This window comes from Parasutterella sp., assembly GCF_057870745.1.
The window spans coordinates 1-13,710 of the sequence record NZ_DBMALT010000007.1 but is presented as its reverse complement, the minus strand read 5'-3'; the positions used below and the strand labels follow the sequence as shown (position 1 = coordinate 13,710).

At 50.7% G+C, this 13,710-nt stretch carries 15 protein-coding genes; 7 read left to right on the top strand and 8 right to left on the bottom strand.

The window, feature by feature from the left end; all coding sequences use genetic code 11:
- The first annotated feature begins 3 nt into the window (after positions 1–3).
- Entirely contained in the window at positions 4–129 is a 126-nt protein-coding gene (locus ACZND6_RS03055; RefSeq protein WP_489524385.1) for a twin-arginine translocation signal domain-containing protein, read from the top strand.
- On the top strand, positions 111–1,580 hold the full coding sequence (locus tag ACZND6_RS03050) for an FAD-dependent oxidoreductase (RefSeq protein WP_489524384.1): 1,470 nt from the start codon (positions 111–113) through the stop codon (positions 1,578–1,580). The genes ACZND6_RS03055 and ACZND6_RS03050 overlap by 19 nt, the downstream gene beginning before the upstream one ends.
- 142 nt (positions 1,581–1,722) lie before the next feature.
- On the opposite strand, the gene ACZND6_RS03045 is transcribed toward ACZND6_RS03050, so the two are convergent.
- Positions 1,723–1,929: a hypothetical protein gene (locus ACZND6_RS03045; protein ID WP_022100471.1), complete on the bottom strand. Its 207-nt coding sequence runs from the start codon at positions 1,927–1,929 to the stop codon at positions 1,723–1,725.
- 231 nt (positions 1,930–2,160) lie between these two features.
- Here ACZND6_RS03045 and cysS point away from each other — a divergent pair, with 231 nt between their 5' ends.
- From cysS to tilS, 4 genes are read left to right on the top strand one after another with little or no spacing between them, the layout of a single operon-like run.
- Positions 2,161–3,555, top strand: coding sequence for a cysteine--tRNA ligase (gene cysS / locus ACZND6_RS03040; RefSeq protein ID WP_489524383.1), 1,395 nt, complete (start codon positions 2,161–2,163; stop codon positions 3,553–3,555).
- 5 nt (positions 3,556–3,560) lie between these two features.
- A complete protein-coding gene (locus ACZND6_RS03035; RefSeq protein ID WP_039895881.1) occupies positions 3,561–4,214 on the top strand; it encodes a DNA-3-methyladenine glycosylase family protein in 654 nt (217 codons plus the stop codon).
- Positions 4,215–4,223: 9 nt separating this feature from the next.
- Positions 4,224–5,195: an acetyl-CoA carboxylase carboxyltransferase subunit alpha gene (locus tag ACZND6_RS03030; protein WP_489524382.1), complete on the top strand. Its 972-nt coding sequence runs from the start codon at positions 4,224–4,226 to the stop codon at positions 5,193–5,195.
- A complete protein-coding gene (gene tilS / locus ACZND6_RS03025; protein ID WP_293737257.1) occupies positions 5,176–6,612 on the top strand; it encodes a tRNA lysidine(34) synthetase TilS in 1,437 nt (478 codons plus the stop codon). Before ACZND6_RS03030 ends, tilS begins: the two co-directional genes overlap by 20 nt.
- 34 nt (positions 6,613–6,646) lie before the next feature.
- Here the strand turns inward: tilS and ACZND6_RS03020 are convergent, their stop codons facing one another.
- From ACZND6_RS03020 to ACZND6_RS02995, 6 genes are all read right to left on the bottom strand, one after another.
- Entirely contained in the window at positions 6,647–7,447 is an 801-nt protein-coding gene (locus ACZND6_RS03020) for an ABC transporter ATP-binding protein (protein ID WP_008810899.1), read from the bottom strand.
- Positions 7,440–8,336 (bottom strand): ABC transporter permease, encoded by an 897-nt coding sequence (locus ACZND6_RS03015; protein WP_008810900.1) that lies wholly within the window; start codon positions 8,334–8,336, stop codon positions 7,440–7,442. The genes ACZND6_RS03020 and ACZND6_RS03015 overlap by 8 nt, the downstream gene beginning before the upstream one ends.
- A 15-nt stretch (positions 8,337–8,351) precedes the next feature.
- Complete coding sequence (locus ACZND6_RS03010) at positions 8,352–9,350, bottom strand: ABC transporter substrate-binding protein (RefSeq protein ID WP_008810901.1); 999 nt, start codon at positions 9,348–9,350, stop codon at positions 8,352–8,354.
- A gap of 140 nt (positions 9,351–9,490) precedes the next feature.
- A complete protein-coding gene (locus ACZND6_RS03005) occupies positions 9,491–10,234 on the bottom strand; it encodes an amino acid ABC transporter ATP-binding protein (protein WP_472925431.1) in 744 nt (247 codons plus the stop codon).
- Between the two features lie 2 nt (positions 10,235–10,236).
- Positions 10,237–10,908: an amino acid ABC transporter permease gene (locus ACZND6_RS03000; protein WP_008810903.1), complete on the bottom strand. Its 672-nt coding sequence runs from the start codon at positions 10,906–10,908 to the stop codon at positions 10,237–10,239.
- An 84-nt stretch (positions 10,909–10,992) separates the two neighbouring features.
- Positions 10,993–11,763: a basic amino acid ABC transporter substrate-binding protein gene (locus tag ACZND6_RS02995; protein ID WP_008810904.1), complete on the bottom strand. Its 771-nt coding sequence runs from the start codon at positions 11,761–11,763 to the stop codon at positions 10,993–10,995.
- A gap of 101 nt (positions 11,764–11,864) precedes the next feature.
- Here ACZND6_RS02995 and ACZND6_RS02990 point away from each other — a divergent pair, with 101 nt between their 5' ends.
- A complete protein-coding gene (locus tag ACZND6_RS02990) occupies positions 11,865–12,818 on the top strand; it encodes a DMT family transporter (protein ID WP_300877134.1) in 954 nt (317 codons plus the stop codon).
- Here the strand turns inward: ACZND6_RS02990 and rbr are convergent.
- Positions 12,815–13,354: a rubrerythrin gene (gene rbr, locus ACZND6_RS02985; RefSeq protein WP_008810906.1), complete on the bottom strand. Its 540-nt coding sequence runs from the start codon at positions 13,352–13,354 to the stop codon at positions 12,815–12,817. The genes ACZND6_RS02990 and rbr overlap by 4 nt on opposite strands.
- Positions 13,355–13,710: the final 356 nt, after the last annotated feature.

The following is a 13,710-nucleotide window of genomic DNA, read 5'->3' as shown; positions in this document are numbered from 1 at the left end:
AAAATGTCAAAAGTTGAACTTTCTCGCCGCGGTTTTCTTAAAAGCACGTTAGCCGCGACAGGCGCAGCTATGGCCGGAACTGCAGCGCACGCCGGTGATATTCCTGAAAAGTGGCAGCAGCCGCACTGACAGCCGCTCAGGAAGGTGCTAAAGTCGTTTTAGTTGAAAAAAACCGCGGCTGGAGCTGTCGAGGCGGTCATATCACTGCCTTTAATAGTTCTCTGCAGAAAAAGATGGGTATCGATATTGATGCCGCCGAAATCGTCCGCCGTCTGGTGGCATGGGGCCAAGGCAGAATGGATGAACGCCTGCTTTGGATGTTTGCTAGAAAGTGCGGTGACTGCATGGATTGGGCCATTGACATTGCCGGCAAACACGACACCAATGTGACACTTTGGGAAGGCTATTACAAAGGCCCGACTTACACCGAATTCCCCGTCACGCACTTCTTCTACAACAAGAACATCAATCTTGACTACACATACGGTAACTCCGAAGGCATCGGCAATGTCGCGCTCATGCCTTGCTTTGAAGAAGAACTGAAGAAAGCCGGCGTCACACTGATGTACCGTACTCCTGCCGTCCAGTTCATTCAGGACGCTAACAAGCGCGTTACCGGTCTCATCGCCGGCAGACCGAATAACTATACCCAGATCAATGCCGCAAAAGGCGTCATCATTGCAACCGGCTGCTACGGCTCCAATGAAGAGATGAGAAAGGCTTTTGCCCCGTATTCTCTGCACGCCGATGCACAGATCTACTTCCCGACAAAATCCAACACCGGTGACGCCCACATCATGACGATGCAGGCCGGCGGCGTGATGCAGAAGAACGATAACCATGCAGCAACGGTTCACTTAGAGGCCGGCGCCGGCAGCTACGGTTTCCTGCATGTGAACGCCAACGGCGAACGTTTTATGAACGAAGACGTCAACACCCAGTCCAAGTCTTGCTCTAAAGAACTTCAGCCGCACGGAATTGCATGGACGGTCTACGACTCCAACTGGACACAGGACGTGAAGAAACAGGTTGACGGCAACCTCGCCGGCGGTCTTTTCTACGGACAAATGTGGCAGCCTTGGGGCAACGGCTGGAACGTTGAAATTGAAAAGGCTTCCCAGGCGCAGCACATCAAGGACGGTAAGGTTGTCGTTGCCGATACACTTGATGAACTTGCTCAGAAGATGGGCGTTCCTGTAGAAGCCCTTAAAGCAACCGTAACTCGCTACAACGAACTTGCGGCTAAAGGCCATGACGATGATTTCGGCAAGCGTCCCGAACTGCTTACTCCGATTCAGAAGGGCCCGTTCTATGCCGGCCGTCTTGTGAGCACACTCCTCGCAATGTCCGGCGGTTTGCATACTGATCCTAGCCTTCATGTTTTAGACAAGAACGATAAACCGATCGAAGGCCTCTACGTTTGCGGCGCCGCGGCCGGTGACTACTTCGGATCCGGCGACTATCCGACCATTTGCCCGGGCATGAATCACGGCAGAGCTTTGACGTTCGGACGTTTGACTGGCGTTATGGCTGCCTGCGGTGACATCGATAAAACCGTGAAGTCGATGGAAATCAAGTGATATTGTGAAAATCCAGTCCGGAAAATTTTCCGGCACTGCATAAAAACCAAAAGCGAAAATCGGTTCTCCGGTTTTCGCTTTTTTTCACGGAGGCTCTTGAAAAGGATTTTTTCAAGAATGCTCTCAAATATTCTTTTTCGGTTTAGTACCGATGGTAACCGCGGTGCGGCATTCTCTGCTGAGGTTCTGCGCAAGGGTATTGCGGATAGGCCGAATTGTCATAACGATGCGGTCCGTAGTAGCCGTCGGAGGCGTACGGACGATGATCGTTGTAGTAATGGCCGTGGTGCATGCAGCCGGCAATGAAAGGTAACGACAGCAAAGCAAGGACGATTGTAAAACGCTTCATAACGATCTCCTTAGAACAACTTCTCCCAATCTAAACGATCTGATGTTTATGACAAGTCTTGAGCCCTAGGATTTCTACTTAGGTCAGGAGTATCTTTGTCTTTGGTACAGACGGTTTCCTGCCTAGGTGTGAAGGCTTCCATTTGGTAAAATCAACAAATTAGGCTCGGTGCGAGCAGAAGTTAGGAAGCTTCGACTCAATCCGGCTGTTCCATTAACGAAAGGAAGTCCGATGGCCTTAAAAATTTACAATACGCTCTCTCGTAGCGTGGAGCCCTTTAAATCCATTACACCCGAAAAAGTCGGAATGTATGTTTGCGGCGTTACCGTCTACGATGACTGCCACATTGGACACGGAAGAACATTTATCGCTTTTGACGTGGCAAGACGCTGGCTCCAGGAGAGCGGCTACGACGTCAAATTCGTCCGCAACGTAACCGATGTTGACGACAAGATTATTAAACGTGCGGCTGAACGCAAGATTCTGCCGTCCGAACTGGCCGAGACCTATACCAAGCGCATGCAGGAAGATCTCGATGAACTCGGCTGCTTGCCTCCGAGCGTTGAGCCGAGAGCGACTCAATACATTCCTAAGATGCTTGCCCTGATCGAGAAGCTCGAAGAAAAGGGCTATGCCTATCAGGACAAGAATGGTGACGTCGATTTCTCCGTTCGTAAATTTAAACCCTACGGCGCCTTGTCCGGCAAGAAAGTCGACGAACTGCAGCCCGGGGAGCGCGTTAGAGTTGAGGAAGCCAAGCAGGATCCGCTGGACTTTGCACTTTGGAAGAGAGCAAAACCCGGTGAACCCGAGTGGGATTCCAAATGGGGCAAAGGACGTCCCGGCTGGCATATTGAGTGCTCTGCCATGAGCTGTGATCTGCTTGGAGAAACCTTTGATATTCACGGCGGCGGTCCTGACTTGATGTTCCCGCACCATGAAAATGAAATCGCTCAGAGTGAAGCTGCCAACGGTAAGAAGTTCGTGAACACCTGGATGCACTCCGGTCCGCTGCGCGTCAACGGCGAGAAAATGAGTAAGTCTCTCGGCAACTTCTGGACCATCCGTGATGCTTTAAAGGAAACGAACACTCAGTACGGCGACAAGAACGGCAACGAAACGCTCCGTTTCTTCTTACTGCGCTCCCACTACAGAAGCCCGATCGATTTCTCTTCTGCTTTGGTCGAAGACGCTCATCAGGCACTGATTCGTCTTTATACGGCGCTCAAAAATACGCCGGCAGACGACAACCCTCTGGACTGGAACGAAAAGTATGCCGCTCAGTTCAAAGAAGCGATGGATGACGATTTCAATACGGCTCAGGCTGTCGCTGTTCTCTTCGAATTGGCCAAAGAAGTCAACCAAACGAAGTCTCCTGAACTTGCACGCCAGCTCAAAAAACTCGGCGGTGTGCTTGGCATCCTCCAGCTAGACCCAGAAGCCTTCGTCAAAGGCGCCGTGGATTCTGTGGACGAAGCAGCTGTCGAAGCCTTGATCGCGGAAAGAAAGGCGGCAAAGGCTGCTAAGAACTGGGCAAGAGCTGATGAAATCCGTAAAGAGCTCTTAGAAAAGAATATTGTTTTGGAAGATGCTCCCGGCGGTGTGACGACTTGGCGCAGAGCTTAATCTCTATGGCAGAGCAAACCGAAAAACCCGAATGGTGGGATCAAGCTAAAAAGGAGCTTTCCGAAGCTGATCCCGTCATGGCCCAAATCATTCGCGCCAATCCTGAAGGATTTCTTGCGACTCGCGGGAATCCTTTTGAGACGCTGCTGCGCTCCGTGATCGGGCAGCAGATCTCCGTTAAAGCGGCGGCCAACATATGGGAACGGTTTGCTAAAGCCTGTAAAGAAATAAAACCTGAAATTATTACCCGCAAACATCGTCGAACCTTGAGGACCGCAGGTTTGAGCGAACGTAAGATTGAGTACGTTTTTGATATCTGTCGCTTTTTTCTCGAGAATCCGGATGCGGCCGACGGCTTTCAGCATCGTTCCAATGAGGAAATTATCAAGGAACTTTGTACCATCAAAGGCGTAGGCCCCTGGACGGCGGAAATGTTTTTGATCTTTGCGCTGCGTCGTCCGGATGTTGCTCCAATGCTCGATTACGGCTTTATCAAAGCCGTCGGCCAAGCGTATTTTCCGGAGATCGCGTTTGAAGAATGGTCAGCGGCCGACCGAAAAGAAGAAATGTCATCGGTGATTGCCAAATGGGGTCCATGGAAAACCGCCGGCACATGGTATTTATGGCGAAGCCTTAACAACGGACCGATGCAGTACTAAAGGAATAACATGGCAAAAGTCACTTACTTAGAATTTGAAAAACCCGTTGCTCAGCTTGAGGAAAAAATTCAGGAACTCCGCGATATGAGCTCCGGATCCGAAGGTTTGGATTTAACAAGCGACATCAACGGGCTTGAAAAGAAAAAAGCCAAACTTCTCAAAGAAATCTTCAATAAGCTTTCTCCTTGGGAAATGTCGCTTTTGGCTCGCCATCCGAATCGTCCGTACACACTGGATTACATCAACATGATTTTTACGGACTTCCACGAACTGCACGGTGATCGTGCTTACGCGGATGATCCTTCTATTGTCGGCGGCATGGCTCGTTTTAACGGTGAGCCGGTTACGGTGATCGGACATCAGAAGGGCCGTGATACGCGCGAAAGAACGCTCCGTAATTTCGGAATGAGCCGTCCGGAAGGCTATCGCAAAGCGCTCCGCTTGATGCAGACAGCCGAAAAGTTCTCCATGCCGATCTTTACCTTCGTCGACACACCGGGTGCCTATCCGGGCATCGGCGCTGAAGAGCGCGGGCAGTCCGAGGCGATCGGTCACAACCTCTTTGTGATGAGTCGACTGAAAACGCCGATCGTTGCAACGGTAATTGGCGAGGGCGGCTCCGGCGGTGCCTTGGCGATTGCAGTGGCTGATGTCGTTCAGATGCTTCAGTATTCCACTTATTCCGTTATTTCGCCGGAAGGCTGTGCTTCCATTTTGTGGAAGAGTGCAGCTAAGGCTCCGGATGCAGCAAAGGCCTTGGGATTGACCGCTCACCAGCTGTTTGATGCCGGTCTGATCGACAAGATCCTGCCTGAGCCTTTAGGCGGCGCTCATCGCGATCCTGAAGCGATGGCCCAAACCTTAAAGCGTTCTTTGAGCGATTCCCTTCGCACGCTGAAGCGCATGAGCACCGAGGAGCTTCTGGAAGAACGCTACAAGAAGCTCCTCAACTACGGAAAATATGCCGAAGTCGAAAAATAATCCTTCTGAAAAGAAAACTGTCCGCGGCATTACAACGCGTGTCCGGACAGCTCTTGAAAATACTGCCCGACAGCTGCAGCTGTCCGCCGACGGACTGCCGATTGCTTCCGGCGAGAAACCGATCAATGTGATTGTCGCCTTCTCGGGCGGTCTGGATTCCTCCGTTCTGCTTTACGCAGTCTCCCAGCTCAAGGGAAAGTCTTACGGCGAAATTACCGCGGTCCACGTCCACCACGGCCTTTCAAAGCACGCCAACGAATGGGCTGAGTTTTGTGAAGAGCGCGCGAAGAAGTGCGGTGTGCGGTTTGTTCTCAGAAAAGTGACAGTGCCTTCGGGCGGCGCCGGTTTTGAGGCTGAAGCGCGTCAGCTTCGTTATGAAGTTCTCGAAGAGGAAGCGAGGAAGGCAGCGGCGGACGTGATCTTAACGGCTCATCATTTAGACGATCAGCTCGAAACGTTCCTTATTCAATGGATGAGAGGCTCAGGTCCTGCGGGATTAGCCGCCATGCCTCCGCTGCTTCGCAAAGACGGATGCACGATTATGCGTCCGCTGCTCGGGTTTCAAAGGACAGAACTGGAACGTTTTGCCGAAATTCGAGGTATCAAGTGGGTCGAAGATGAAAGTAATGAAGATACGAAATATCTTCGCAACGCGATTCGGCACAACATCATTCCCGAACTGGAAAAGATTCGTCCGGGATTCAAAACAGCCGCAGCCCGCAGCATAGAGCTGATAGCAGAAGCGGCAGAGACGCTTCGTGATGTCGCCGAAGACGACTTTAATCAAGCGTCTGAGAACGACGGGAAATACCTTCGTATTGACGATTTTTTAGCACTTCCTGCTGGACGCAGAGCTCGGGTTCTGAGATTGTGGCTCGACAGAGTAGGTTTTAAACCCCTGCCGAGGTCGCGTCTGCTGGAAATGATTCGCCAGATCAAAGAGACGACAAAGCAAAGTGTCTGTCTCATGTTCTCCGACGGTTTAGAAATTCGCAAATACGGGTCTCGTCTTATGGTCACCGAGCATGAAAAGCCGGAAAGCGAAGCTGAGATCATTGTCGAATGGCACGGAGAACCTGAAATTGACTTACCACAGTACAACGGGAAGCTTGTTTTTACACCGGCCGAAGAGGGCTTTAACGAAGGTTATCTGAAAGCTCAGCCGCTCTCGATTCGCCGGCGCTCCGGCGGTGAGAAAATCAAGATTCATAAATTCCGTCCCCGCAAAGCCCTCAAAATGCTCTTCCAGGAAGCAGGGATCCCTGAGTTTGAACGCAAGAACCTGCCTTTGGTTTGGCGGGGCAAAACGCTGATTTATGTGGGCGGCGTCGGCTCCGAAGTTCGCGAGCAAGTGGATGACGACGGTACGCCGCGATACAAAATTGAATTCATAAAAAATCCCGGCCTATTTTCTTAACAGACCGGGACTGGAAGAATTTCAAAAGTTTTTGTTAGTCGACGGTAAGCAGGGCTTCGGGATCATCGAACTCTGCGCCGCTGGCCTTCTCGAAAAGCTCCAGGAGAGACTGAATCGTTAGTTCCTTCTTTTGCTCTCCCTTTACGTCTACCACCACACGGCCTTCGTGCATCATGATCAGACGATTGCCGAAACGCAGAGCATCTCGCATATTGTGCGTGATCATCAGCGTGGTGAGATTGCCCTCAGAAACACGCTTCTGCGTCAGATTTAAGACTTTCTCAGCCGTTTTCGGGTCTAAGGCAGCGGTGTGTTCGTCCAGAAGTAAAAGCTTGGGCGGAACCAGAGTGGCCATCAGCAGCGTGATGGATTGTCTTTGGCCGCCGGAAAGCGTTCCGATGCGGGTTTCTAGACGGTTCTCAAGACCTAAATCCAGCTCTTTCAAAGCCTCACGGAACTCAGCCAACTGACTACTCTGAGAGCTCCACTTGAGCGATAAAGGTTTGCCACGGCGGCTTGCCATTGCGAGGTTTTCGGCTACCTGCATATCGGCAGCCGTTCCTTTCATCGGATCCTGGAAAACTCGTCCGATGTACTTGGCGCGAACATGCTCGGGCATGCGTGTGACGTCGACTCCGTCAATGAGAATGTGGCCTTTATCAGGATAAAAAACGCCTGCAATGCAGTTCATCAAAGTAGATTTGCCGGAACCGTTGGAACCGATAACGGTGACAAAGTCTCCTTCTTCGAGCGTCAGGTTCACACCGCGAAGCGCCTTTTTCTCATTCGGCGTGTTGGGGAAGAAAGTCTTATGGAGATGAGTAATCTTAAGCATCGGCTTCCTCCGAACGCTTCATGATGGCGAATTTGTTTTTGATCAAAGGCAGAGAAAGTGCGATAGCAACCAAAACAGCGGTGAACAGTTTGAGGTCGTTCGGCGGCATGCCCAGTTCCAGAACGATGGCGATCACGGCGCGGTACACCACAGAGCCGAGCACGACGGAAATCAGCCAGTTCTTAAAGCTGCGCGTTCCGAAAAGCACTTCACCGATAATGACCGACGCCAAGCCGATGACGATAGTGCCGGTACCCATACCCACGTCGGCAAAGCCGTTGCTTTGGGCAACGAGGGCGCCGGAAAGGGCGACCAAACCGTTAGAGATAAGCAGTCCGAGAATGACCATGACGTTGGTGTTGATGCCTTGCGCACGGGCCATCTGAGGGTTGCAGCCGGTGGCACGAATAGCAGTACCCAGCACAGTGCCGAAGAACCAATACATGATCACACCGACTACTGTCGTTGCGATTAAACCCACAATCAGGGTAGCGACAACCGAAGAAACCCCGAAGAGATCCTCGGTCAGCGTAAAGACGGTTTCTGCGCGGAGCAGGGGGACGTTGGCTTTTCCCATGATCATGAGGTTGACGGAGTAAAGGCCGATCATGGTCAGAATGCCGGAAAGCAGTGCCGGGATCTTAAGCTTGGTGGTCAGCAGTGCGGTGACCGTACCGCCGATGCAGCCCGCGATCAGCGCAATCAGCATGGCAAACCAAACCGAGTGACCTGCGTCGATCAAGGTAGCTGCGACAGCAGCACCGAGAGGGAAGGTGCCTTCAACGGACAAGTCTGCGATATCCAGGACGCGGAAAGTAAGGAAGACGCCGAGGGCCATAATGGCCCACAGCAAGCCTTGAGAAACGGTGGATAAAACTAAATCTAACATCGAAAGAACTTTTGATTACTTAACGAGTTCGTGCTTCACATCAGCCGGGATGGTCAAGCCGAGATTCTTAACGGCGGTTTCGTTGAAAACGGTCTTGAAGTTCTTCTGATACTGGATCGGCATGGTTTCTGGCTTGGCTTTGCCTTCAAGGATATCGGCCGCCATGGTGCCTGCGATCTTGCCGAGTTCGTAGTAATCAATCGCGATAGCGGCCGTTGCTCCGCCTTTCACTTCACCGCCTTCCCCGGCAAAGACTGGCAGTTTGGCTTTTTCGGTGATTTTGATTAGAGCCGGAACAGCGGATGCAATGGTGTTGTCCGTCGGTGTATAGATAAGGTCAACCTTGCCCACTAAGCTCTGAGCAGCCTGCTGGATGTCATTAACGTTAGAGACAGTTGCTTCGCGAACGTTGAGATTGTGCTTCTTGGCTTCTTCTTTGAAGATCTGAACCTGACGTTCGGAATTGATTTCGCTGGAGGAGTACATCACACCGACGTTTTTGGCGTTCGGATAAATTTTGACGATCAGTTCCAGTAAGCTGCTGATGGGCGCCATATCGGAAGACCCGGTTACGTTGGTCCCCGGTTTGTCATTGCTCTTGACGAGCTTGGCGATTTCAAAATCGGTGACAGCGGTTGCGACGATAGGAATCTTGTTCGTGGCGTTGGCCATAGTCTGAGCCGCAGGCGTTGCAATGGCGCCGATCAAGTCAACCTTATTGCCGGTAAAACGGGTTGCGATATTGCGAAGGTTGGACTGATCCGCCTGAGCATTCTGGAAGTCAAATTTGACGTTCTTGCCCTCTACGAAACCCTTGGATGCGAGGCCGTCGACAAAGCCCTTGTTGGCAGCGTCAAGCGCCTGATGTTCGACAAGCTGAACAACACCGATGTTATATGTTTTAGCAGCAGAGGCCTGAGCAGCAGGAGTAGCCGTTTTTTTATCATCGCAGCCGGTAACGGTCAGGACTGCGGCAAGGGACGCCGCAAGAAGGCAAAGACGAGAAATTTTCATATTTGTACTCTTGTTATGCAAATTTTTATGGAAAAACGATAAATCCTATTCTATTTAAGAAAGGCAAACGAAAAATCTTTTCTCAATAAAAAATCAGACCCGAAGGTCTGATTGGCAGAAAAGAAAAGCTGAAACCGAGGCTACAGGATCTTGGAGAGGAAATCCTGAGTCCGTTTGTTCTTCGGATGAGAGAAGAATTCTTCAGGTGTGGCTTCTTCGACAATTAAGCCGCCGTCTACGAACATCACGCGGTCGCCGACTTCCTTGGCGAAGCCCATTTCGTGTGTGACCACCACCATGGTCATGCCTTCTTTTGCAAGCGACTTCATAACGTCCAAAACTTCCTTTACCATTTCCGGGTCAAGAGCGCTGGTCGGTTCATCAAAGAGCAAAGCTTTCGGGTTCATGGCTAAGGCACGGGCGATAGCAACACGCTGCTGTTGGCCGCCGGAGAGTTCATCCGGCATGGCATCGGCTTTATGTTCCAAACCGACGCGTTTGAGTAGACGCATGGCTTTTTCTTTAGCTTCTTCTTTAGATTTACCGCGGACCTGCATCGGCGCGAGCATGATGTTCTGCAGAACAGTCATGTTGGGGAACAGGTTAAATCTCTGGAAGACCATACCGACTTCGCGGCGGATGGCGTTCAGGTTTGCACCTTCTTCGAGTTTGATGCCGTCGATGACGATCTCACCGCCACTCGGTGTTTCCAAGTGGTTCAGGCAGCGAAGAATCGTACTTTTGCCGCTTCCGGACGGTCCGATAATCACGACCACTTCTTTTTCTTTGATATCCAGATTGATATCTTTGAGGACTGTCACCTCACCGAATTTTTTGGAGAGGTGTTTGACAGAGATCATCGTTTTTGAATCTTTTTCTTCCATGATTATTTTCTCGTGCCTTTAGAGAAGCGTTTTTCAAGTAAAGCGACAAAGCGTGAAATGGCCAAAGTCATGATGAGGTACAAGAGGGCGACCACAATCCAGATTTCAAACGCGGCGTAAGTTCTGGAGATGATCAGCTGGCCGGTACGAGTCAGTTCTTCAAAACCGATCACGGACACCAAGGAGGAGTCTTTTAGCATGGCGATGAATTCGTTGCCGAGCGGCGGAATGATGCGCTTAAACGCCTGCGGCATGATCACAAAACGCATGGCCTGGAACCAGTTGAGGCCGAGCGCTCTGGAAGCTTCCATCTGTCCTTTGTCGATGCTTTGAATACCGGCGCGGAAGATTTCTGCAACGTAGGCGCCACTGTTAATCGAGCAGGCGCCGACGGCTGCCACGAACGGATCGATTCGGTGTCCGATAATTTGAGGAAGAGCAAAGTAAACCAAGAAAATCTGAACCAGCAGAGGCGTGCCTCGGATACAGTCTACGTAGACAGAAGCGAGTCCTCGTATGAGTCGGTTGTCAGAAAGTTTGGCGACGCCGACAAACATACCGATTAGTAAGCCTAATCCCACGGAAAGAGCAGTAATTTCGAGTGTGATACCGGCGCCTTTTAATAAGAGCGGCAGGTTCTCCGTGATGATGCTCAGGTTAAGTTCCAAAGCCATTGTGATGTGATTTTCTCAGTGTTTAGATATGACAACAGGCAGGAACTGTTGATTCCTGCCCTCTCTTTCTACAGCGGGATCAGATCAAGCTCCGAACCACTTCTTGTAGATTTTATCGTATTCTCCGTTCTTTTTAAGCGCTGCCAAGGCTTCATTTACTTGTTTTACAAGCGCTTTGTTTCCTTTTTTGGCAGCGATGCCGTAGTACTCGGCTTCCATGATGTCACCGACCATCTTGCCTTTGCCGCCGTTCACGAGGTAGTAAGCGACGACCGGCTGGTCATTGATGACGGCGTCAACGCCCTTGTTGTCGAGTTCGATGAACGGTTCGTTGGCGTTGTTGTACTGTTTGACGTCAGCGCCTTTAACAGAGCTGGCCTTTGTAGCGCCTGTTGTGCCGATCTGTGCACCGATTCTTTTGCCGACTAAATCATTGATGCCTTTGATGTTGGTTTCGTCGGGACGAACTAAAACAATCAGGCCTGAAGTGTAGTAAGGATCGCAGAAATCAACGGCGTTCTTACGTTCTTCCGTAATGGACATTCCGGAGACAGCGAGGTCAATGTTGCCTGTGGAGAGCGCGGGAATCAGACCATCGAAGCCGAGGTTGACGAGTTCAACTTTGTAACCCATCTGTTTGCCAAGTGCTTTAGCTAGGTCAATATCGAAACCGGTCAGATCGTTAGAACCTTTAGCCTGAAATTCAAACGGTGCAAATGTAGGATTGGTGCCAACGCGCAAAACTTTTTCAGCCTTTGCCGGAGCAGCGGCCTCTTTTTTATCACCACAAGCTGTCAAGAGACTCATGGAGAGTACAGCCACAAGCGGAATAGCCAAAAACGAGCGTTTTAACATTTAGACTCCTATTTCTTAAATGAGGTTAAATTTTAGGTGGTAATCCGATAGCCTCAAGTCTAATTGATTAAGGCGTTAAAAGAAAAACAGGTGATAGATAAATGTTTCTGGGCGTGCTGTACGGAATACTCGGATGCTCCCTTTGGGGTTTTATTTACATTATTCCGCTGCTTTTACCTGAATATTCTCCCGCTACCGTAGCGATGGGGCGTTTTACCGTCTATTCGATCGGAAGTTTAGTGATTTGTTACTACTGTCGAAAGACGCTGGCGCTTTTGACCACATCGGACTGGATCAAGGCCTTTTGCTTAGGTTTTTTCGGGAACGCCGTCTATTACGTTCTTTTGACGAAAGGAGTTCGCTTGGCCGGCGTTCCGACTTCCGGGATGCTGATGGCATTAATCCCGTTGAACGTTGCGCTGCTGACGAATCGGCCCGGAGCAGAGACCACTGTTGTTGTGCCCTGGCGGCGTCTTTCTTTGCCGCTCGCGATGATTCTAATCGGTTTGTGGATCGGCAATATTGACGAATTTTCAGAAATTTCTGTGGCCACTTCTTCTGTCGAGTATTGGCTGGGCTTTTTGTGCAGCTTCGGAGCGATGGCGTTATGGACGTGGTTTCCGATCCGAAACAGTCAATGGTTGCTGAAGCACCTCAACGTTTCGCCGCTGGCTTGGACAACAGCACAAGGTGCTTCCATGCTGCCTGCGACACTGCTTTGTTATGTTGCGGTGAACTTTGAGACCTTTCTCCACGGAGGAGCGGTTTTGGGACAGACACCGGTTAAGTTCGTGCTGCTGATGGTCGCGGCAGGTTTAATCTGCGGATGGGCTGGGATGGCGCTTTGGAACATGATGAGCGCTCGTTTGCCCGTGGCCTTGAGCGGTCAGATGATCGTGTTTGAGACGATCTTCTCGGTCATATATTCTCTAATTTATAAACAACAAGCGCCCAAATGGACGCTTGTTGTTGGGGTCTTTTTACTTCTCGGCGGAGTCCTTCTGTCTTTGAAAGTCTTTCGGGACTCATGCCGGAAAGTCAGTCAACCAAATTAGAAATTGGTTTCCTGAAGCTGGAAATAAGCCTGCGGATGAGAGCAGACGGGGCAGATTTCAGGAGCGCGCGGGCCGATAACGAGGTTACCGCATTCACGGCACTGCCACATAACGATTTCGCTCTTTTCGAAAACTTTCTGCATTTCGACGTTGTTTAAGAGCTTCAGATAACGTTCTTCGTGGTGCTTTTCGATAGCGCCGACACCGCGGAACTTAGCGGCGAGTTCGGGGAAGCCTTCTTCCTCGGCGTCCTTAGCGAACTGGTCGTACATATCGGTCCATTCGTAGTGTTCACCGCTGGCGGCAGCCTTCAGGTTTTCTGCAGTATTGCCGATGCCCTGGAGTTCTTTGAACCAAATCTTGGCGTGAGCTTTTTCGTTAGAAGCCGTTTCTTCGAAGATAGCGGCGATCTGCTGGAAACCTTCTTTGCGGGCGACACCGGCAAAGTAGTCATATTTATTGCGAGCCTGGGATTCACCGGCAAAGGCCGTCCATAAATTCTTTTCGGTCTTAGTACCGGCTAAAGGTTTAGACATGTTTTTTCTCCATTAAGAAGCTAAAAAATAGGGTTTCGGCTGATTATAACGACAACTTTAGGTCTTGTTAACCAATTCGAACTGGAGTGAATGAAATGGAAAATCGAATCAGTTACAGTGCAACAAAAGACTTTAGACAGTAGCAAAAGTCAACTACCTCGGCCTAAAGGCCGAGGCTTGAAAAAGCCTCTAGTTGACTAGCCTCAGGCCGTCATTTGGCGGACTACGTTGGTCGGGAATCCATAGACAGTGCGCCAGTTCGGCGCTACATATACAGGCAGGTGAAAGTCCTGTCCCGGTAAAGTCGAGCAGACAGCCGGTACTTAGTCTTGGAGCCGAAGCTGTGAAGCTAGGCT